At 72.0% G+C, this 18085-nt stretch carries 14 protein-coding genes and 2 pseudogenes; 8 read left to right on the forward strand and 8 right to left on the reverse strand.

The genetic code is table 11. The features are described 5' to 3' along the window. Nucleotides 1–36: 36 nt before the first annotated feature. The 4 genes from BIV25_RS13730 to BIV25_RS13745 all read right to left on the reverse strand — a co-directional run bounded on the left by BIV25_RS13730 (nucleotide 37) and on the right by BIV25_RS13745 (nucleotide 3578). The gene (locus tag BIV25_RS13730) at nucleotides 37–897 is read right to left on the reverse strand and encodes a 1,4-dihydroxy-6-naphthoate synthase (RefSeq protein ID WP_071372561.1); all 861 of its coding nucleotides are present in this window, start codon (nucleotides 895–897) and stop codon (nucleotides 37–39) included. Further along, nucleotides 884–1663 carry a futalosine hydrolase gene (locus BIV25_RS13735; RefSeq protein WP_177235264.1) on the reverse strand — a complete coding sequence of 260 codons (780 nt, stop codon included), beginning with the start codon at nucleotides 1661–1663 and terminating at the stop codon, nucleotides 884–886. Before BIV25_RS13735 ends, BIV25_RS13730 begins: the two co-directional genes overlap by 14 nt. Beyond that, nucleotides 1633–2112 carry a DUF2771 domain-containing protein gene (locus BIV25_RS13740; protein ID WP_071372563.1) on the reverse strand — a complete coding sequence of 160 codons (480 nt, stop codon included), beginning with the start codon at nucleotides 2110–2112 and terminating at the stop codon, nucleotides 1633–1635. Before BIV25_RS13740 ends, BIV25_RS13735 begins: the two co-directional genes overlap by 31 nt. Before the next feature lie 62 nt (nucleotides 2113–2174). Continuing rightward, a complete protein-coding gene (locus BIV25_RS13745) occupies nucleotides 2175–3578 on the reverse strand; it encodes an MFS transporter (RefSeq protein ID WP_071372564.1) in 1404 nt (467 codons plus the stop codon). A 261-nt stretch (nucleotides 3579–3839) separates the two neighbouring features. Here BIV25_RS13745 and BIV25_RS13750 point away from each other — a divergent pair, with 261 nt between their 5' ends. From BIV25_RS13750 to BIV25_RS13760, 3 genes are all read left to right on the forward strand, one after another. Next, nucleotides 3840–4766, forward strand: coding sequence for a DUF3027 domain-containing protein (locus tag BIV25_RS13750; protein ID WP_071372565.1), 927 nt, complete (start codon nucleotides 3840–3842; stop codon nucleotides 4764–4766). 240 nt (nucleotides 4767–5006) lie between these two features. After that, nucleotides 5007–5978: a triacylglycerol lipase gene (locus BIV25_RS13755; protein WP_071372645.1), complete on the forward strand. Its 972-nt coding sequence runs from the start codon at nucleotides 5007–5009 to the stop codon at nucleotides 5976–5978. A 103-nt stretch (nucleotides 5979–6081) separates the two neighbouring features. After that, nucleotides 6082–9222, forward strand: coding sequence for a sacsin N-terminal ATP-binding-like domain-containing protein (locus BIV25_RS13760; protein WP_071372646.1), 3141 nt, complete (start codon nucleotides 6082–6084; stop codon nucleotides 9220–9222). 65 nt (nucleotides 9223–9287) lie between these two features. Here BIV25_RS13760 and BIV25_RS13765 read toward each other — a convergent pair. Beyond that, a pseudogene (locus BIV25_RS13765) lies at nucleotides 9288–9788 on the reverse strand (XRE family transcriptional regulator); the annotation flags it as partial. A 383-nt stretch (nucleotides 9789–10171) separates the two neighbouring features. On the opposite strand from BIV25_RS13765, the pseudogene BIV25_RS13770 reads away from it, so the two are divergent. Both BIV25_RS13770 and BIV25_RS13775 read left to right on the forward strand, forming a co-directional pair. Continuing rightward, nucleotides 10172–10550 (forward strand): annotated as a pseudogene (locus BIV25_RS13770) (hypothetical protein); the annotation flags it as partial. 185 nt (nucleotides 10551–10735) lie between these two features. Then, nucleotides 10736–11566, forward strand: a complete 831-nt coding sequence (locus BIV25_RS13775) for a hypothetical protein (RefSeq protein ID WP_071372566.1) — start codon at nucleotides 10736–10738, stop codon at nucleotides 11564–11566. Nucleotides 11567–11579: 13 nt separating this feature from the next. On the opposite strand, the gene BIV25_RS13780 is transcribed toward BIV25_RS13775, so the two are convergent. After that, entirely contained in the window at nucleotides 11580–13976 is a 2397-nt protein-coding gene (locus BIV25_RS13780) for an HAD-IC family P-type ATPase (RefSeq protein WP_071372567.1), read from the reverse strand. A gap of 16 nt (nucleotides 13977–13992) precedes the next feature. Next, nucleotides 13993–14259 (reverse strand): DUF2530 domain-containing protein, encoded by a 267-nt coding sequence (locus BIV25_RS13785; protein ID WP_071372568.1) that lies wholly within the window; start codon nucleotides 14257–14259, stop codon nucleotides 13993–13995. A gap of 150 nt (nucleotides 14260–14409) precedes the next feature. On the opposite strand from BIV25_RS13785, the gene BIV25_RS13790 reads away from it, so the two are divergent. Next, nucleotides 14410–15852, forward strand: coding sequence for an NCS2 family permease (locus BIV25_RS13790; protein WP_071372569.1), 1443 nt, complete (start codon nucleotides 14410–14412; stop codon nucleotides 15850–15852). Here the strand turns inward: BIV25_RS13790 and BIV25_RS13795 are convergent. Then, nucleotides 15845–16045 carry a ribbon-helix-helix protein, CopG family gene (locus tag BIV25_RS13795; protein WP_071372647.1) on the reverse strand — a complete coding sequence of 67 codons (201 nt, stop codon included), beginning with the start codon at nucleotides 16043–16045 and terminating at the stop codon, nucleotides 15845–15847. The two genes, BIV25_RS13790 and BIV25_RS13795, sit on opposite strands and share 8 nt — an antisense overlap. Before the next feature lie 154 nt (nucleotides 16046–16199). On the opposite strand from BIV25_RS13795, the gene BIV25_RS13800 reads away from it, so the two are divergent. Further along, nucleotides 16200–16643 carry a MarR family winged helix-turn-helix transcriptional regulator gene (locus tag BIV25_RS13800; RefSeq protein ID WP_071372570.1) on the forward strand — a complete coding sequence of 148 codons (444 nt, stop codon included), beginning with the start codon at nucleotides 16200–16202 and terminating at the stop codon, nucleotides 16641–16643. 27 nt (nucleotides 16644–16670) lie between these two features. Next, nucleotides 16671–18026 (forward strand): MFS transporter, encoded by a 1356-nt coding sequence (locus tag BIV25_RS13805; RefSeq protein WP_305729320.1) that lies wholly within the window; start codon nucleotides 16671–16673, stop codon nucleotides 18024–18026. Nucleotides 18027–18085 lie beyond the last annotated feature (59 nt).

The following is an 18085-nucleotide window of genomic DNA, read 5'->3' on the forward strand; positions in this document are numbered from 1 at the left end:
GCCGAGGGGCGGCACCCGCCCCTCGGCCGCCGCACGTCAGGGGAACGAGAGCGCCTCGGGCGGGAGCGCGGGCAGCAGTCCCTCGGCCGCGGCGCGTGTGAGCAGGCCGCGGATCGCGGCGTAGCCGTCCTCGCCGAGGTCGGCGGTGAACTCGTTGACGTAGAGGCCGATGTGCTGGTCGGCGACGGCCGGGTCCATCTCCTGGGCGTGGGCCATGACGTAGGGCCGGGAGGCCTCGGGGTCGTCCCAGGCGGCCCGTACGGAGGTGCGCACTGACTCGGCGAGCCGGGTCAGGGTGTCCGCGCCCAGCGAGCGCTTGGCGATGATCGCGCCCAGCGGGATGGGCAGCCCGGTGGTGTGCTCCCAGTGCTCGCCCATGTCGGCGAGCTTGTGCAGCCCGTAGTTCTGGTACGTGAAACGGGCCTCGTGGATGACCAGTCCGGCGTCCACCTTGCCGTCCCGCACGGCCGGCATGATCTCGTGGAACGGCATGACCACGATCTCGCCGACGCCTCCCGGGAGGGTGTCGGCCGCCCAGAGGCGGAAGAGCAGGTACGCCGTCGACTTCTCGCTCGGGACCGCGACCGTCCGGCCCGTCAGGTCCGCGTCCGCCTCACGCGTGAGCACCAGCGGCCCGCAGCCCCGGCCCAGCGCGCCGCCGCACGGCAGCAGGGCGTACTCGCGAAGGACGTACGGCAGGACGGCGTACGACACCTTCAGCACGTCGAACTCGCCGCGCTCGGCCATGCCGTTGGTGATGTCGATGTCGGCGAACGTCACGTCCAGCGCGGGCGCGCCGGGGACGCGGCCGTGGGCGAGGGCGTCGAAGACGAAGGTGTCGTTCGGGCAGGGGGAGTACGCGATCTTCAGCGTCTGCTGCTGCTCACTGGTCGTCATGTCGGTTCCAACTCTCCAATGCGGGGGCGAGCTTCCCGAACGCCTCGGTGAGGGCGGCGAGGGCGTCGCCGATGCGCCACGCGGCGCGGTCGCGCGGGCCGACCGGGTTGGAGACCGCGCGGATCTCCAGGACGGCCGTCCCGTGCGCGTCGGCCGCCTCCGCCACCCCGAAGCCCTCCATGCCCTCGGCGAGCGCGCGGGGGTGCCGGGTGCGCAGCTCGGCGGCGCGGGCGGCGGTGCCGGTGACGGTGGAGACGGTGAGGATCGTGCCGGCGGGGGCGCCGGTGGCCCGGCACGCAACCCGTACGAGTGATCTCGGCGGGTCGTGGTGGATGGTGCCGAAGCCCAGTTCGGTGACCGGGAGGAAGCCGTCGGCGGTCTGTGCGCCCAGGTCGGCGACGGCGATCCGGTCGGCGACGACGAGCGAGCCGACGGGGGCGTCGGGCGGGAAGCCGCCGCCGATCCCGGCCGAGACGACCAGGTCGTAGGGGGTGCCGGCGAGCCGGGCCGCGGTGAGCGCGGCGGCGGCGGAGGCGGCGGCGCGCGCGGGGCCGACACCGGCGGCGAGCAGGTCCCAGACTCCGGCCGCGCGCGCCGTGCGCGTCAGCTCCACGCCGGGCAGGCCGACGTGCTCGTCAGGGGAGTCCGGCGGGGAGAACGCCCGTGCCACCGCGTCCCGTTCGGCGGGGACGGCGGTGGCGACGAGGATGCGTGCGCGGGACGCGGACGACGGGGTCAGGAGGCCTTCTTCAGCTTGAAGGCCCACAGGCCCTTGCCCGGGCTGGTGGCGCCCATCTGGATGGAGACCGTGTTGGTGTCGCCCTGGGTGCCGTACTGGGCGTTGAAGAACGCGCTGCCCGGGATCGTGCGGTACGTCTTCTTGCTGGAGTCGGTGAACTGGCGGCCGTTCACCAGGATGACCCAGCCCGCGTCGGCGATCTTCGGGTCGACGCCGAAGCGGACGGTGTCGTCCGTGTCGACCGTGATCGACTTGACGTCGTTGATGTTCTTGGCGCACTTCGCCAGCGTCTTGGCGTCCAGCGCGTTGCCGTCGTTGTAGCAGAGCGCCTCGGAGTTGACCGAGCTCCGGCCGACGGTGATCGTCGCGACGGGCGTCGGCTTCTCACAGGCAGACAGCAGAAGCAGTCCGGCGGAAACGGCGCCGGCGGCGGCGACGGCGCGGCGGCGTCGCGAAGCGGATTGCAGCGTGGTCATGGCCGAAGGCTATCGGGCGCCCGGAGCCGTCCGGCCACGTGGGGTACGGCGTGCCCGGTTCGTTACGCCACGCGGGCCCTGGGACGGCCCCCGTGGCGGGCGGAGGCGAGCAGTCCGCGGAGCGTGCCGAGCCAGCCGACGGCGACGAACCCGGCGCCGACCAGCAGGCCGACGGTGCCGTCGAGCGGCAGCACGATGCCGACCGCGCCGCCGAACACCCAGGCCATCTGGAGCAGCGTCTCGGAGCGGGCGAAGGCCGAAGTGCGCACCTGCTCGGGCACGTCCCGCTGGATCAGCGCGTCCAGGGCCAGCTTGGCGAGCGCCTGGGCGAACCCGGCGACCGCGGCGAGGCAGGCCACCAGGAACGCGCCGAAGAACACGGCGGCCACGACCGCCGTGCCGAGCACCACGGCGACGACGGCCACGATGATGATCTCCGGGGCACGCGATCTCAGCCAGTTCCCGACCGCCGTCCCGAGGGCGTTGCCCACGCCGGCGGCGACGCCGACGATGCCCAGCGAGACCGCCGCGCTCTCCCCGGTCAGCGGGTGCTCGCGGAGCAGGAACGCGAGGAAGAAGATCAGGAAGCCGGACAGGCAGCGCAGGGCCGCGTTGGCGCCGAGCGCGTGCGTGACGGCGGGGCCCACGGTCCGCAGCCCCGGCCGCTTCGCCCGCTGGTTCCTGAGCGGCCCGCGCAGATGCTCCTCGTCGGCCGCGAGCAGCGCCCGGTCCTCGCCCTTGGCCGAGTCCACCTTGGGCGGCAGGGTGAACGACAGGAACGTTCCCGCGACGAAGATCACGAAGGCGCCGTAGAGCGGCCAGGGATCCCCGATCCTGTGCAGCCCCGCCGCGATCGGCGCGGCGGCGCCGGTGGCCAGCAGACCGGCGAGGGTGACCCGGGAGTTGGCCTTCACGAGCGAGAACCGGGGCGGCAGCAGCCGCGGTACGACGGCGCTGCGGACCACGCCGTACGCCTTGGACGCGACCAGCACGCCCAGCGCGGCCGGGTACAGCTCCAGGCTGCCGCTCGCCACCGCGCCGGAGATGATCAGCGCGAGCAGGGCGCGGGCCAGCATGGCCGCGGCCATCGCGGCGCGCCGCCCGTGCGGCAGCCGGTCCAGGAGCGGGCCGATGACCGGGGCGAGGACGGTGAACGGCGCCATCGTGATGGCGAGGTACAGCGCGACACGCCCACGTGCCTCGTCGGTGGGCACGGAGAAGAACACGGTGGAGGCGAGCGCCACGGTGACCATCACGTCGCCCGCGCCGTTCACCGCGTGCAGCTCGATCAGCTTGCCCAGCCCGGACTCGCCCGCGCCCTGGGCGTGCGTGGCCCGGCGGATGCCGCGCGCGGCACCGGTGACGGGAAAATGCAGGGCACGCCCGACAGAGCGGGCGGCTCCGCCGACGCGGGCCGCACCGCCGCCACGACCACTCGCCTTGTCCGCGGCTGCCACGACGTTCATAGTGCCCCGAGAAGCGGGCCGATAGTGCGAGGCCGGGCGAGTCGGGTGTGTGGGCGGGTGGCCGGGTGTGCGGGCGGGTGGGAAAAACCCACGAATCCCGTTCGGTGTAGCGTGCGTATCTCAGCCATAACGCAGAATGGATGGCAGAGGTGCGCCCAGCGCGCGGATGCAGACGTCGATGCGGTCCTACGGTCCGCTCCGTCGGCAGGCCCGCCGGAGGCAGGCCCACACGTGAGACGGCGTAGGAGAGAAGCGATACCTGTGAGCGCAGCGACAACGCGAAGCCGCACCCCCGACCGTCTGTGCGCGGAGGCGGTCGACCTCGCCCGCGCCGCCGCCGAGGAGGCCGCCGCACCCGGTGTGGTCGGTGAACACACCGGCCTGGTCTCCGAGGGCGACCGCGTTGTCTCCCACTTCTTCGAGTGCAAAGAGCTGGGCTACCGCGGCTGGCGCTGGGCCGTGACCGTGGCCCGCGCCTCCCGCGCCAAGATCGTCACACTCGACGAGGCCGTCCTGCTCCCCGGCCCCGACGCCCTCCTCGCCCCCGAATGGGTGCCCTGGAGCGAGCGGCTGCGCCCCGGCGACCTCGGCCCCGGCGACCTGCTGCCCACGGACCAGGAGGACCTGCGCCTGGAGCCCGGCTACACGGCCGAGGAGGAGCCGCCGCCGAACGCGCTGGTCTCCCACGAGATGGAGGAGCTGGCGGACGCGGAGGACGCCGAGGTCACCCCGGGCACCCCGGCCGTCCAGCTCACGGTCCCCTCCCGCGGCTCGATCGCCTCGGTCGCCGAGGAACTGGGCATGCGCCGCGCCCGCGTCCTGTCCCGCTACGGCCTGCACACCGCGGCCGACCGCTGGGACGAGGCCTTCGGCGCGAAGACCCCGATGGCCCAGGCGGCCCCGGCCACATGCATGACCTGCGGCTTCCTCGCCCCGATCGGCGGCTCGCTGGGCCAGGCCTTCGGCGTGTGCGCCAACGAGTTCGCCCCGGCCGACGGCCGCGTCGTCTCCCTCTCCTACGGCTGCGGCGGCCACTCCGAGGCCGCGGTCATGCCGAAGCCCCCGCAGGTGGCCCCGCCGGTCGTCGACGAGACGAAGGTCGACGCCTTCCCGCTGCGCCCTGCCCGCGACTCGGGCTCGGTCCCGGAGCCGGCCGACGAGGAGACGGCGGAGCTGGGCCACTCCTGACCCGGGCCCTGTCCAACGGCAGCCTCCGGGGGCGCAGTTGTTCCCGGAGGCCGTCGTGGAGGCGAACAGTGTCCCGGTGATCGCTCGCAGTTACCCTCCGGGGGCGCTGACCGGATGAAACGCACTGCTCCATAAGGGGTGACGCGTCCGCTCCGGCCGCCCATGGGGCGCCCCGCTCTTCGATCATCGCCGCGTCGGCACTCGGCCGGCGTTGAGGCGAGGAGTGGTGCGATGCGGGCGATGCGGCGCATCAGGTGGTCAGTGGTCGGTGCGGGTCTCGCGGCCCTTTCGCTGGTCGTGGGGCTTCAGGGGGCGGCGGCCGGGGCCGACGGACCCCCGGCCCCGGCACCGCACGGGCGGCTCCTCGCCTTCCCGCTGGCGGCGATCGAGGGGCTCGTCCAGCCGGAGTCGCCGCCGGCCGGCGCCGACGACTGGAGCTGCAAGCCGACGCGCGCGCATCCCCGCCCGGTCGTCCTGGTCCACGGCACCTGGGCGAACGCCCATGACAACTGGGGCCTCATGGCCCCGTACCTGAAGCAGCTCGGCTACTGCGTCTTCGCCGTCAACTACGGCGGGACACCTGGGAATCCGATCAAGGCCACCGCGCACGTCCCGGTGTCCGCCGGACAGATCGCCGACTACGTCGACCGCGTGCTCAAGGCCACCGGCGCCCACCAGGTCGACCTCGTCGGGCACTCCCAGGGCGGCGGTCTGACGCCCCGCTGGTACCTGCGGTTCGCGGGCGGCACGGACGCCGCCCATCCGCAGCGGAACAAGGTGCACAGCCTCATCGGACTGGCGCCGTCCAACCACGGCACGACCGCCTCCGGCCTCGGCACGCTCACCACGAAGCTGGGACTCAACAAGCCCGTGTCGGCGGTCCTCGGCGAGGCGTACGAGGACCAGCTGGTCGGCTCCGAGGTGAACACGACGCTGGACAAGGACGGGGACACCCGGCCGGGGGTCGACTACACCGTCATCGCCACCAAGTTCGACGAGGTCGTCACCCCCTACACGCACCAGTTCCTGACCGCGGGGCCGAAGGCGACCGTCAGGAACATCACGATCCAGGACGTCTGCCCCCGGGACCTCTCCGAGCACATCGGGCTCGCGTACGACGCCAACGCCGCCCAACTCGTCCGCAACGCCCTCGACCCCGCCCACGCGCAGCCCGTCGACTGCCACCTCTCCCTGCCCGTGCTCGGCGGCTGACGCGCCCGGCCCGGGCCCGCCGCCCTGCCGCCCGGCACCCGGGCCCCGGCCGCCCCGTGCGCGCTGTACCTTCGTCCTCACAGCGACGAGGTGGAGAGTGAACGTGAGCAGCAAGTACGTGCGGCCGGCGGCCGAGGGCGCCGACCCCTTCGGCACCGCCCGGCTGCGGCGCGGTGTGCTCGACGCCTGGGCCACCAGCCCCGCCCGGTTCCGGGAGGACGCCAACGCCGAGGAGGACCTGGTCCTGGGCGGCTACCGGGACCGGCTGGTCGTGGAGCTGGCGCAGAACGCCGCCGACGCCGCCGCCCGCGCGCACGCTCCGGGCCGGCTGCGGCTCACCCTCCAGGGCGGCGTCCTCGTCGCCGCCAACACCGGTGCCCCGCTGGACGCCGCCGGTGTCGAGTCGCTGTCCACCCTGCGGGCCTCCGCCAAACGGGACGCCGAGGGGGCCCGCAGCGCCGTGGGACGGTTCGGCGTCGGGTTCGCCGCCGTCATCGCGGTGACGGACGAGCCCGCGATCGTGGGACGCCACGGCGGGGTGCGCTGGTCGCTCGCCGAGGCGCGCGAGCTGGCCGCCGGAACCGCCCGGCACAGCCCGGGACTGGGCGACGAGGTCCGGCGGCGGGACGGCCATGTGCCGCTGCTGCGGCTGCCGTTCGCGGCCGAGGGCACCGCGCCGGAGTCGTACGACACCGCCGTCATCCTGCCGCTGCGGGACACGGCCGCCGCCGACCTCGCCGAACGGCTCCTCGACGCCGTGGACGACGCGCTGCTCCTCGCCCTGCCGGGCCTGGCGGAGGTCGTCGTCGAGGTCGACGGCCGGGAGCCGCGCGTCCTGCGCCGCCGTACCAGTGCCGCCGACGGCGCCGTCACCGTCGTGGAGGACTCGCGGGAGGGCACGACGCGGTGGCGCAGCGTCTGTGCCCACGGCGCGCTCACCGCCGACCTGCTCGCCGACCGGCCCGTGGAGGAGCGGCTGCGGCCCCACTGGTCCGTCACCTGGGCCGTGCCCGAGGACGCGGCCGGGCGGCCGGTGCGGCCGCGCACCGCGCCCGTCGTGCACGCGCCCACCCCGAGCGACGAGCCGCTCGGCGTCCCGGCCCTGCTCATCGCCTCCTTCCCGCTCGACGCCACCCGCCGGCACGCGGCCCCCGGCCCGCTCACCGACTTCCTGGTGCAGCGCGCGGCCGACGCGTACACCGAACTCCTCGCCGCCTGGCGCCCGGTGACGGACGGGATCATCGACCTCGTGCCCGGCCCGCTGGGCAAGGGCGCGCTGGACGGTGCCCTGCGGCAGGCCGTGCTGGAGCGGCTGCCGCGCACCGCCTTCCTGCCCCCGGCGCTCGCGCCGGGCGGCGAGGACGAGCTGCCCGAGGTGCTGCGGCCCCGGGACGCGGAGATCGTGGAGGGCGCCGGGGCGGACACCGTCCGGGTGCTCGCCGAGGTGCTGCCCACCCTGCTGCCCGCGGGCCTGGAACGACGCTCCGAGCTGCGCGGCCTGGGCGTCGCCCGGCTCTCCCTCGCCGACGCCGTCGACCGCCTCGCCGGACTGGAGAAGGACCCCGACTGGTGGTGGCGGCTCTACGACAGCCTCGCCGGGGTCGACCCCGACCGGCTCTCCGGGCTGCCCGTGCCACTCGCGGACGGCCGTACGGCCATCGGCCCGCGCCAGGTCCTCCTCCCCACCCCGGACGCCGCGCGGATCGACCCCGAAGTCCTCGGCCGGCTCGGGCTGAAGGTCGCCCACGAGAGCGCCGCGCACCCGCTGCTGGAGAAGCTGGGCGCCCTGCCCGCGAGCCCGCGCGCGGTGCTCACCACCCCGCAGGTCCGGGCCGCCGTCACCGCCTCGCTGGACGAGGAGGGGGCGCTGGGCTGGGAGGAGGACGCGCCGGACGCCGAGGAACTGGCCGACACCGTCCTGGCGTTGGTGCGCGACGCGGGGCTGGAACCCGGTGACGAGCCCTGGCTCGGCGCGCTCGCCCTGCCCGACGAGGACGGCGAACTGGCCCCGGCGGGCGAGCTGGTCCTGCCCGGCAGCGCCTTCGCCCGGGTGATCCGCGAGGACGAACTCGCCGCCGTGGACGCCGACCTGGCCGACAAGTGGGGCGAACAACCGCTGACCGCATGCGGGGTGCTCGCGAACTTCGCACTGGTCCGCGCCGCCGACGTCGTCCTCGACCCGGACGAACTGGAGCCCCGGGAGGGCGACTTCGCCGAACCCGACGACGCCGGGCTGCTCGACGCCGTCGACGTGTGGTGCGAGGACATCCTCGACCGCTTCCCCGACAGCCCCGTCCCGCCGGTCGCCACCGAGCTGATCGCCGTACGCGACCTGGACCTCGTGGACGACGACCGCTGGCCGGAGGCCCTCGCCCTGCTCGCCCAGCCGCCGCTGCGGGACGCCCTGACCCAGCCGGTCCGCATCCTGCTGCCCGACGGCACGCACGAGGTCGTACGGCCGTACACGGCCTGGTGGCTGCGCGGCCACCCCGTCCTCGACGGCCGCCGCCCCGCCGGCCTCCTCGCCGCAGGGGGCGACCCTCTTCTCCACGGCCTGTACGACGAGGCCGACGCGACCGGGTTCGAGGACGAGCAGGTGCTGCGCGCCCTCGGCGTGCGCACCTCGGTCGCGGCCCTGCTGGACGAGCCGGGCGGCGCCGCCGAACTGCTGGACCGCCTGTCCGACCCCGAGCGGCCTGTCTCCTCGGCCCAACTGCACGGCCTGTACGGCGCGTTGGCGGACCTGGACCCCGAGCAGGTGACCCTGCCGGACGAGCTGCGGGCCGTGACCGACGGACAGGTGGAGGTCGTGAACGCCACCGACGCCGTGGTCGTCGACTCCCCCGATCTGCTGCCCTTCACCTCCGGTGTGCCCCTGCTGCCGGTCCGCCCGGCCCGGGCCGGCGAGCTGGCGGAGCTGTTCCAGGTGCGGCGGCTGAGCGAGTCCGTCACCGGCGAGGTCCACTCGGAGGGCACCGAGCACGACGTACCGGACCCGGTGCGCGTCCTGCTCGGACCGCGCACCCCCGAGACCTACGTCGAACACGAGGAACTCCTCGTGGACGGTGTGGAGATCGACTGGCGCCTCACCACCGACGGCGTGCTGCACGCGGCCACACTGGAGGGCGTGGCCGCCGGACTGGCCTGGGCGGCGGGCCAGTGGCCGCGCCGCTTCGAGGTGGCCGCCCTGCTGGAGGACCCGTCCAGGACGGAGGAACTGGCCAGGGACCGCTGGTTCGACTGACGGCGGCCAGGCGCCCGCACGGGGCGGCTCCCACTGTTTCCTTGCGGAGGGAGCCGCCCCGATCCTCACTGCGGTGTGGTCGAGTACCGCTCGATGCTCGCGCGGCCTGTCGACCGGTCGAGCAGGCGCAGCTCCCACGGGCCCGTGTTCACATCGAAGTCCTTGCCGAACCCGACCCACTTGCCCGTCATACGTCGGCCTGTCGGCTCGACGAGCAGCTGAATCGCACCGTGGTACCGGGCGCCCTGGTAGTACCCGTTGGCCGCCGTCTGCTCGGTCCACGTACCGGTGACGATGCTCCGGTCAACGGTGAGATCCAGAGACAACGGGCTGTCCGGGTTGGTCGACGCTCCGGGCAGGCTCTGCGCTGTCAGCCGGTTGCCGTGCTGGACGATCACGACGTGGTGCTTGCAGTCGAACGTCTCGTCGCGGCTGGACGAGTAGAACTCGTACCGGGACAGCCAGATGCCCGCGTACGCGTTCTGCGGCTCTGGCTCCGGGCTTGTGGCAGTGTCAGCCATGCCGACTTCCCCAGCCTCCATGTCGTGGCCTCCTGCCCCGTCCGAGGACGAACCGGTCCGTCGTCGGGAACGTCGTACGCCGCAATCGCGGCGGAGATCGCCGGTAACGCGTCACGGACCCGCGTCTGCACCGACTCTCGATCCGAGCGGAGCCGCGCTGGGTCGATGCCCAGGGCATCCGCGATGGCTTCGAGCGTGCTGTCGCCGACTCCGCGCTCGCCACGTTCGATCTTCCGGATCGTGCCAAGGGCTACGCAGAAAGCTAGCGCGGCCCCTGGAAGCGCCGCACGGCCCCTGTTCCGGGGGTTCCGGCGCATGTGCGAGGCGATCACCGAAGAAAGCTGATGTACGGCTACGCGCGACGCTGCACACGCGGGAGGCATGGACCTGCGCGTCGTTGGACCGCCCCTCAGCCTTCCGGCGCGCCCGGTGTCCCCTGTATCGCCAAGGGGGCGGACTCGCTGTTCGCCGAGGTGGTGCTGGAGCTCGGCGGCCGTCTGATCGTGGTCATCCCCTCGCCCGACTACCGGCAGAACAAGGTCAAGCCCGGCCACGTGGAGACGTTCGACCGGCTCTTGGCGGCCACCGCCGAGGCCCTCGTCCTGGACCATGAGACCCGCGAACCGCTCGGCGTACGAGGACGCCAACCGCACGGTGTTGCGGCAAGCTGACCGGCTCGTCGCCATCTGGAACGGTGAGCCCCCGTCCGGCAAGGGCGGCGGCACCGCGGACACTGTCGTCGAAGCCCGCCAGGCCGGACTGCCGGTTGACGCCGTCCGGCCCGACGGAGCCGCGCGCCAGGGCTGAACAAACCTGGACCCGGCGGGCCTTGTCCGTTCCCGGCGTATGTCAAGGCCAACGTCATGAACAGGCAATGCCCGCCCCAAATCTGGCCGGAATTCGCTGTCGCCGTACAACCAGTCCCCGGGGCCACGGATCTGATCGCCTGAGTCGACCGACTCCACATCACTTCTCCCTCCAGGGGAACGCACATGCGCATACGAGCCACCGTCGCCGCTGTCACCGGCGCCCTGGCCCTCACCGCCCTCGCAGTCCCGGCCGCGCAGGCCGCCGCCGACTCGGGCACCCCCTACACGCTGAACGCGAGCTTCTCCCACCTGTCGATCGCCAAGGCGGTCAAGGTGGGCTCCACCAACGAGGTCAGCGTCTCGTACAGCTACACCCTGACGCACGGCAGCACCGTGAACATCGCCGCGAAGGACTTCGTCACCGACGCCTTCCTCTACCACGGCAGCTACACCGACACGGCCCCCGAGCTGTACGGCGACAACCCGGCGACCTGCACCGCCACCTCGTCGACGACGGCCACCTGCAAGGGCTCCATCAACATCTACCCGTCCGACGGCGACCTGAAGAACGCCTGGGCGGGCGGCTGGAGCGCGGCCGTCGAGGCAGTCGCCTTCAACGGGCAGAGCCAGAGCAACCCGGACATGAGCAAGGTCGGCTTCAAGGACCAGAGCGGTCTGGCCACCACCCTGGTCCAGCGCTACTCCAAGCTGACGACCGCTGCGAGCGCGACGTCCGTCACCAAGGGCAGGTCCGTCACCGTCACCGGCAGGCTGACCCGCGCCGACTGGGAGAAGCACACGTACAACACGTTCGGCGGCCAGTCGGTCAAGCTCCAGTTCCGCAAGGCCGGCACCAGCACGTACACCACGGTCAAGACGGTGACGACGGACTCCTCCGGCAACCTGAAGACGACGGCGACCGTCTCGGCCTCCGGCTACTGGCGCTACAGCTACGCCGGCGCCTCGACCACGCCCGGCGTCAGCGCCACGGGCGTGTACGTCGCCGCGAAGTAACCCGCGAAGTCCCCTAGTCGGGGAAGCGGCGGTCGACCCACTTCCAGATCCACTCCAGGGCGGCCGCCGCCACCACCGCTATGCCGACGGCGGTCCACGGCATGGTCACGCCCACCAGTTTCAGCGCGAAGAAGCTCTGCAGGGCCGGGACGACCAGCACCACCAGGAACGCCACGCCCATCGCGGCCACCAGGGTCACCCGCCACCAGGTGTAGGGCCGGGCGACGATCGCCAGGATCCACATGGAGATCAGGAACAGCGTCAGCGTGGCCGCGCTGGTCTCGGCGCCCAACTCGCCGCCACCACCGTAATGGTGACGGGCGATCAGATAGGTCACGAAGGTCGCCGCCCCGCACATCACGCCGCCCGGGATCGAGTACCGCATCACCCGCCGGACGAAATGGGGTTTCGCGCGCTCCGTGTTGGGGGCGAGGGCCAGGAAGAAGGCCGGGACGCCGATGGTGAGGGTGGACAGCATGGTCAAGTGGCGGGGCAGGAAGGGGTATTCGACCTGCCAGCAGACCACGAGGACCGCAAGCAGCACGGAGTACACGGTCTTCACCAGGAACAGCGTCGCCACGCGCGTGATGTTGCCGATCACCCGGCGCCCCTCGGCGACCACCGACGGCAGGCTCGCGAAGCTGTTGTCCAGCAGCACGATCTGCGCCACCGCCCGCGTCGCCTCCGAGCCGGAGCCCATGGCGACCCCGATGTCGGCGTCCTTCAGCGCGAGCACGTCGTTCACGCCGTCGCCGGTCATCGCGACCGTGTGCCCGCGCGACTGGAGCGCACCCACCATGTCCCGCTTCTGCTGCGGGGTGACCCGTCCGAAGACCGTCCCGGAGTCCAGTGCCCGCGCCATCCCCGCCGTGTCGCCGGGCAGCCGCCGCGCGTCGACCGTCGTGCCCTGTAGGCCCAGCTTGGCCGCGACCGCGCCGACCGAGACCGCGTTGTCCCCGGAGATGACCTTGGCGCGGACGTCCTGCTCGGCGAAGTAGCGCAGGGTGTCGGCCGCGTCCGGCCGCAGCCGCTGTTCGAGTACGACGAGGGCGGCGGCGCGGGCGCCACGGGCCGGCTCGGCGTCGTCCAGGTCGCGCACGGCGCGGGCCAGCAGCAGCACCCGCAGCCCCTGCTCGTTGAGCCGCTCGGTGTCGGCCAGGGCCGGGTCGCCGTCGGCGAGGAGCACGTCCGGGGCGCCCAGCAGCCAGGTGCTGGTCTCGCCGTCGCCCTCGCTGAACGCGGCCCCGCTGTACTTGCGGGCCGAGGAGAACGGCAGCGACTCCACACAGCGCCATTCGACGCTGTCGGGGTAGGCGTCGATGATCGCCTGGAGGGAGGCGTTGGGGCGCGGGTCGGACTCGCCGAGCGCGCCGAGGACCTTGCGTACGTAACTCTCGTCGTAGCCGTCGAGGATCCTGAGCCGGGTGACGTCCATGCCCCCCTCGGTGAGGGTGCCGGTCTTGTCCAGGCAGACGGTGTCGACGCGGGCCAGCCCCTCGATGGCCGGGAGCTCCTGCACCAGGCACTGCTTGCGGCCCAGCCGGATCACGCCGATCGCGAAGGCGACCGAGGTGAGCAGCACCAGCCCCTCGGGGACCATCGGGACGATCCCGCCGACGGTCCGCGCCACGGCGTCCTTCAGCTCGTTGCTCTTGACGACGAGCTGGGTGATGACGAGCCCGACGGCCGCCGGGACCATCATCCAGGTGACGTACTTGAGGATCGTGGAGATGCCGGTGCGCAGCTCGGAGTGGACCAGGGTGAAGCGGGAGGCCTCCTCGGCGAGCTGGGCGGCGTAGGCCTCGCGGCCGACCTTGGTGGCCTGGAAGGCGCCGCCGCCCGCGACGACGAAGCTGCCGGACATGACCGGGTCGCCGGAGCGCTTGACGACGGGGTCGGCCTCGCCGGTGAGCAGCGACTCGTCGATCTCCAGCCCGTCGGCCTCGGCGCACACCCCGTCCACGACGACCTTGTCCCCGGGGCCGATCTCGATCAGGTCGCCGAGCACGAGCTCGTCGGTCGCGACCTCGACGGCCGCCCCGTCCCGGCGCACCGTCGGTCTGGCCTCGCCGATCACCGCGAGCGAGTCGAGGGTCTGCTTGGCCCGCCACTCCTGGACGATGCCGATGCCGGTGTTGGCGAGGATCACGAAGCCGAACAGGCTGTCCTGGATCGGCGCGACGCACAGCATGATCACCCAGAGCACGCCGATGATCGCGTTGAACCGGGTGAAGACGTTCGCCCGCACGATCTCGCCGAGCGACCGGCTGCTGCGCACGGGAACGTCGTTGACCTGCCCGCGCCTGACGCGGTCCGCCACCTCGGCACCGGTCAGCCCGGCCGACCTGGTCATCGGCAGGGCCACCGGATGCACGGGGTCGAGTTCGGCGCCCGCGTCTATGTGGGTCATGTCATCGACGGTACGGCTACTTCGGCGTCGTCGCCTTCAGCGCCGTCGCCCGCTTGATCGCGGCGTCGCGCTTCCTGACGTACCAGATCCCGATCAGCCCCAGTCCGCCTCCGGCCAGGCAGGTCCACAGCCACCACAGGTGACCGTGGTCGTGGAACCAGCCGTAGAACGGCAGCTGGACCAGGAAGAGCACGAACCACACGATCGTGCCGCCGGTGATGGTGGCGACCACGGGGCCCTCCAGGGGCTCCGGTGCCTCGTGCTTCGGGGTCCATTTGGCCATGCGCACAGCTTAAGCGCCGCCGGTGTCTACGCGCGGAGATAGCGATCTATCACTCATACGTTCATACTGAAACCGTTTGTCTTTGTCCACTTCTGCTCGTATGAAACTCCAACGCGGCTCGGGGGAACCCCGTCGGAGATGAGGTCCCGCATGTCCACCTCGGCTCCCGCCAAGGCCCCCACGCCCGAGAAGGGCGCGCCGAACGGTGCGCTCGACCGCTATTTCAAGATCTCCGAGCGCGGCAGCACCGTCGCCCGCGAGATCCGCGGCGGTCTCGCCACCTTCTTCGCGATGGCGTACATCATCGTGCTGAACCCGATCATCCTCGGCAGCGCGAAGGACATGTACGGGCATCACCTGGACAACGGCCAGCTGGTGACCGCGACCGCGCTGACGGCCGCCTTCACCACCCTCCTCATGGGCGTCCTCGGCAACGTCCCGATCGCGCTCGCCGCCGGCCTCGGTGTGAACTCCGTCGTCGCCCTCCAGCTCGCGCCCCGGATGACCTGGCCGGACGCCATGGGCATGGTCGTGCTCGCCGGTTTCGTGGTCATGCTGTTGGTTGCCACCGGCCTGCGCGAGCGCGTGATGAACGCCGTGCCCTTCGGTCTGCGCAAGGCCATCTCGATCGGTATCGGCCTGTTCATCATGCTGATCGGCCTGGTCGACTCCGGCTTCGTCATGCGCATGCCCGACGCTGCCCAGACCACCGTCCCGCTCCAGCTCGGCGTCGGCGGCCACCTGCACGGCTGGCCCGTGCTGGTCTTCATCCTCGGCGTGCTGCTCACCTTCGCGCTGCTCGTCCGCAGGACCCCGGGCGCGATCCTGATCTCGATCGTCGGCATGACCGTCCTCGCGATGATCATCAACGCCGTCACCGCGGTCTCCTCCTGGGGCCTGACCGTCCCGAAGTGGCCGGGCAACCCGGTCTCCACCCCCGACTTCGGCCTGGTCGGCCAGGTCAGCCTGTTCGGCGGCTTCTCCCGGGTCGGCCTGCTGACCGGCATCCTGTTCGTCTTCACGGTCCTACTGTCGTGCTTCTTCGACGCGATGGGCACGATCATGGGCGTCAGCGACGAGGCCAAGCTGACCGACGCCCAGGGCTACATGCCGGGCATCAACAAGGTCCTCTTCATCGACGGCCTCTCCGTCGCGGCGGGCGGCGCCAGCTCCTCCTCGGCCACGACCGCGTTCGTGGAGTCCACGGCCGGTGTCGGCGAGGGCGCCCGGACGGGCCTCGCGAACGTCGTCACGGGCGGCCTCTTCGCCGTCGCGCTGTTCCTCACCCCGGTCGCCACGATGGTCCCGTCCCAGGCGGCCACCCCGGCGCTGATCGTGGTCGGCTTCCTGATCCTGTCGAACTCGATCAAGGAGATCGACTGGGCGGACTACACGATCGCCATCCCGGCCTTCGTGACCATGCTGATGATGCCGTTCACCTACTCGATCACCAACGGCATCGGCATGGGCTTCATCACCTTCACGGTGCTGCGCCTGGCCGCGGGCCGGTTCCGGGAGATCCCGGCGGCGATGTACGTCGTCTCGGCGGTCTTCGCCTTCTACTACCTGATGCCGGCCCTGGGCCTCATGTGATCGGCCGGGGCTCGGAGACCCCGTAGAACTTCTCCGTCTCGTCGACGGCGGCCTGGAACCGCACGTCGAAGTCGTCGCGAATGAGCGTCCGGATGACATAGTCCTGGACGCTCATTCCTCTTTTCGCCGCGTGGTGCCGGAGCCGTTCGAGCAGCTCCCCGTCTATCCGCAGGCTGAGCACACTGGTCCCCATGCCTACGAGGGTCGCCACATCCGGCCGCCCGATGCGTCACTTTCCGGAATCGACTCACTCATACGGGTGATGGAGAGGTTCAGTGGCCAGAGTCACGGGCATCGTGTCGGTGTCGCGGTGGTCTTTAGAGAGAGTAATGAGTTACTCTAAGGACATGCCGGACCTGGATCTCACCCATGGCGACGACGCAGCCGCCGTGAACTCCCTCCGCTCCGCCGTGATGCGGCTGAGCCGTCGGCTCAAGCACCAGCGGGTGGACGAGTCACTGAGCCCCACCGAGATGTCGGTGCTCGGCACGCTCTCCCGCTGCGGCTCGGCCACGCCGGGCGAACTCGCCCGCAAGGAGCACGTCCAGCCGCCGTCGATGACCCGCATCGTCGCGCTGCTCGAAGCCAAGGGGCTGGTCCGGCTGGAGCCGCACCCCGAGGACCGGCGCCAGAAGGTCGTCACCCAGACCGAACAGGCCGAGGCGATGCTCGAGGAGAGCCGCCGCAAGCGCAACGCGTTCCTGGCCGGACTGGTCGAGGGCCTGGACGAGGACGAGTGGGCGTCTTTGCGCGCCGCCGCCCCCGTGCTGGAGAAACTCGCACACCTGTAAGCCGCTTTATGGAGGAGGCGAACTCGCTTGAGTACGGGATCCGGAACACCTTCCGCCCCCGCACCGACCACTACTACCACCCCCGTTTCCCGTAAGACCTCCACGTCCTCGATGTTCAGCTCGCTGAGGGTCAGGAACTACCGCCTCTTCTTCCTGGGCCAGGTCGTCTCCAACACGGGCACCTGGATGCAGCGCATCGCCCAGGACTGGCTCGTCCTCAGCCTCACCGGCTCCTCCGCCGCCGTGGGCATCACGACAGCCCTCCAGTTCCTGCCGATGCTGCTCTTCGGCCTCTACGGCGGTGTCCTGGTCGACCGGCTCCCCAAGCGGCCCACGCTGCTGGTCACCCAGTCCTCGATGGCCCTGTCCGGCCTGGCGCTCGCCGCGCTGACCCTCTCCGGGCACGTCCAGGTCTGGCACGTCTACCTGGCCGCCTTCGCCGTCGGCCTCGCCACGGTCGTGGACAACCCGGCCCGGCAGTCCTTCGTCTCGGAGATGGTCGGTCCCGAGCAGCTGCAGAACGCCGTCAGCCTGAACTCGGCGAACTTCCAGTCCGCCCGCCTGATCGGCCCGGCCGTCGCCGGCCTCATGATCACCGGAGTGGGCACGGGCTGGGCGTTCCTCGCCAACGGCCTGTCGTTCGCCGCCCCCATCACCGGCCTGCTCCTGATGCGCGCCCGCGAGCTGCACGTCGTGCAGCGTACCCCGCGCGGCAAGGGCCAGCTGCGCGAGGGCCTGCAGTACGTCGCCGGGCGCCCGGACCTGATCTGGCCCATCGTGCTGGTCGGCTTCATCGGCACGTTCGGCTTCAACTTCCCGGTCTGGCTCTCCGCCTACGCCCAGCACGTCTTCCACGCCGGCGCCGGCGGCTACAGCCTCTTCAACACCCTGATGGCCGTCGGTTCCCTGGTCGGCGCCCTGCTGGCCGCCCGGCGCGGCACGGCACGGCTGCGCGTCCTGATCGCCGCCGCGGTGGCCTTCGGCACGCTGGAGATCGTGACCGCGCTGGCCCCGTCCTACTGGCTGTTCGCGCTGTTCATGGTCCCGATCGGGGTCTTCGGCATGACGGTGAACGTCACGGCGAACACCTCGGTCCAGATGGCCACCGACCCGGCCATGCGCGGCCGGGTGATGTCCCTGTTCATGATGGTCTTCATGGGCGGCACACCGCTGGGCGCCCCGGTCGTCGGCTGGATCACCGACACCTACGGCCCCCGCGTCGGCTTCGTCCTCGGCGGCGCCGTCTCGGCCGCGGCCGCCGTGACCATCGGCCTGGTCCTGACCCGCATCGGCGGCCTGCGCCTGTCGGTGGGCTGGCACCACGGCCACCCGAGAGTCCGCTTCGTCCCGCGCGAGCGGGAGGAACTGACCGCAGCGGCGTAGGCCTGCCGGCCGGGGGCGGGGGAGGGCGGCACCCGCGCCCTCCCTCTCCGGCCGATCGC

The organism is Streptomyces sp. MUSC 14, from assembly GCF_001866675.1.
Taxonomy (GTDB): Bacteria; Actinomycetota; Actinomycetes; order Streptomycetales; family Streptomycetaceae; genus Streptomyces.

Bases quoted from the DNA above. Each gene is read 5' to 3' on its own strand.
- BIV25_RS13785 (WP_071372568.1), bottom strand. From the start codon at position 14,259: ATGGCCAAATGGACCCCGAAGCACGAGGCACCGGAGCCCCTGGAGGGC.
- BIV25_RS13790 (WP_071372569.1), top strand. From the start codon at position 14,410: ATGTCCACCTCGGCTCCCGCCAAGGCCCCCACGCCCGAGAAGGGCGCG.
- BIV25_RS13780 (WP_071372567.1), bottom strand. From the start codon at position 13,976: ATGACCCACATAGACGCGGGCGCCGAACTCGACCCCGTGCATCCGGTG.
- BIV25_RS13745 (WP_071372564.1), bottom strand. From the start codon at position 3,578: ATGAACGTCGTGGCAGCCGCGGACAAGGCGAGTGGTCGTGGCGGCGGT.
- BIV25_RS13755 (WP_071372645.1), top strand. From the start codon at position 5,007: ATGCGGCGCATCAGGTGGTCAGTGGTCGGTGCGGGTCTCGCGGCCCTT.
- BIV25_RS13775 (WP_071372566.1), top strand. From the start codon at position 10,736: ATGCGCATACGAGCCACCGTCGCCGCTGTCACCGGCGCCCTGGCCCTC.
- BIV25_RS13800 (WP_071372570.1), top strand. From the start codon at position 16,200: ATGCCGGACCTGGATCTCACCCATGGCGACGACGCAGCCGCCGTGAAC.
- BIV25_RS13740 (WP_071372563.1), bottom strand. From the start codon at position 2,112: ATGACCACGCTGCAATCCGCTTCGCGACGCCGCCGCGCCGTCGCCGCC.
- BIV25_RS13795 (WP_071372647.1), bottom strand. From the start codon at position 16,045: ATGGGGACCAGTGTGCTCAGCCTGCGGATAGACGGGGAGCTGCTCGAA.
- BIV25_RS13730 (WP_071372561.1), bottom strand. From the start codon at position 897: ATGACGACCAGTGAGCAGCAGCAGACGCTGAAGATCGCGTACTCCCCC.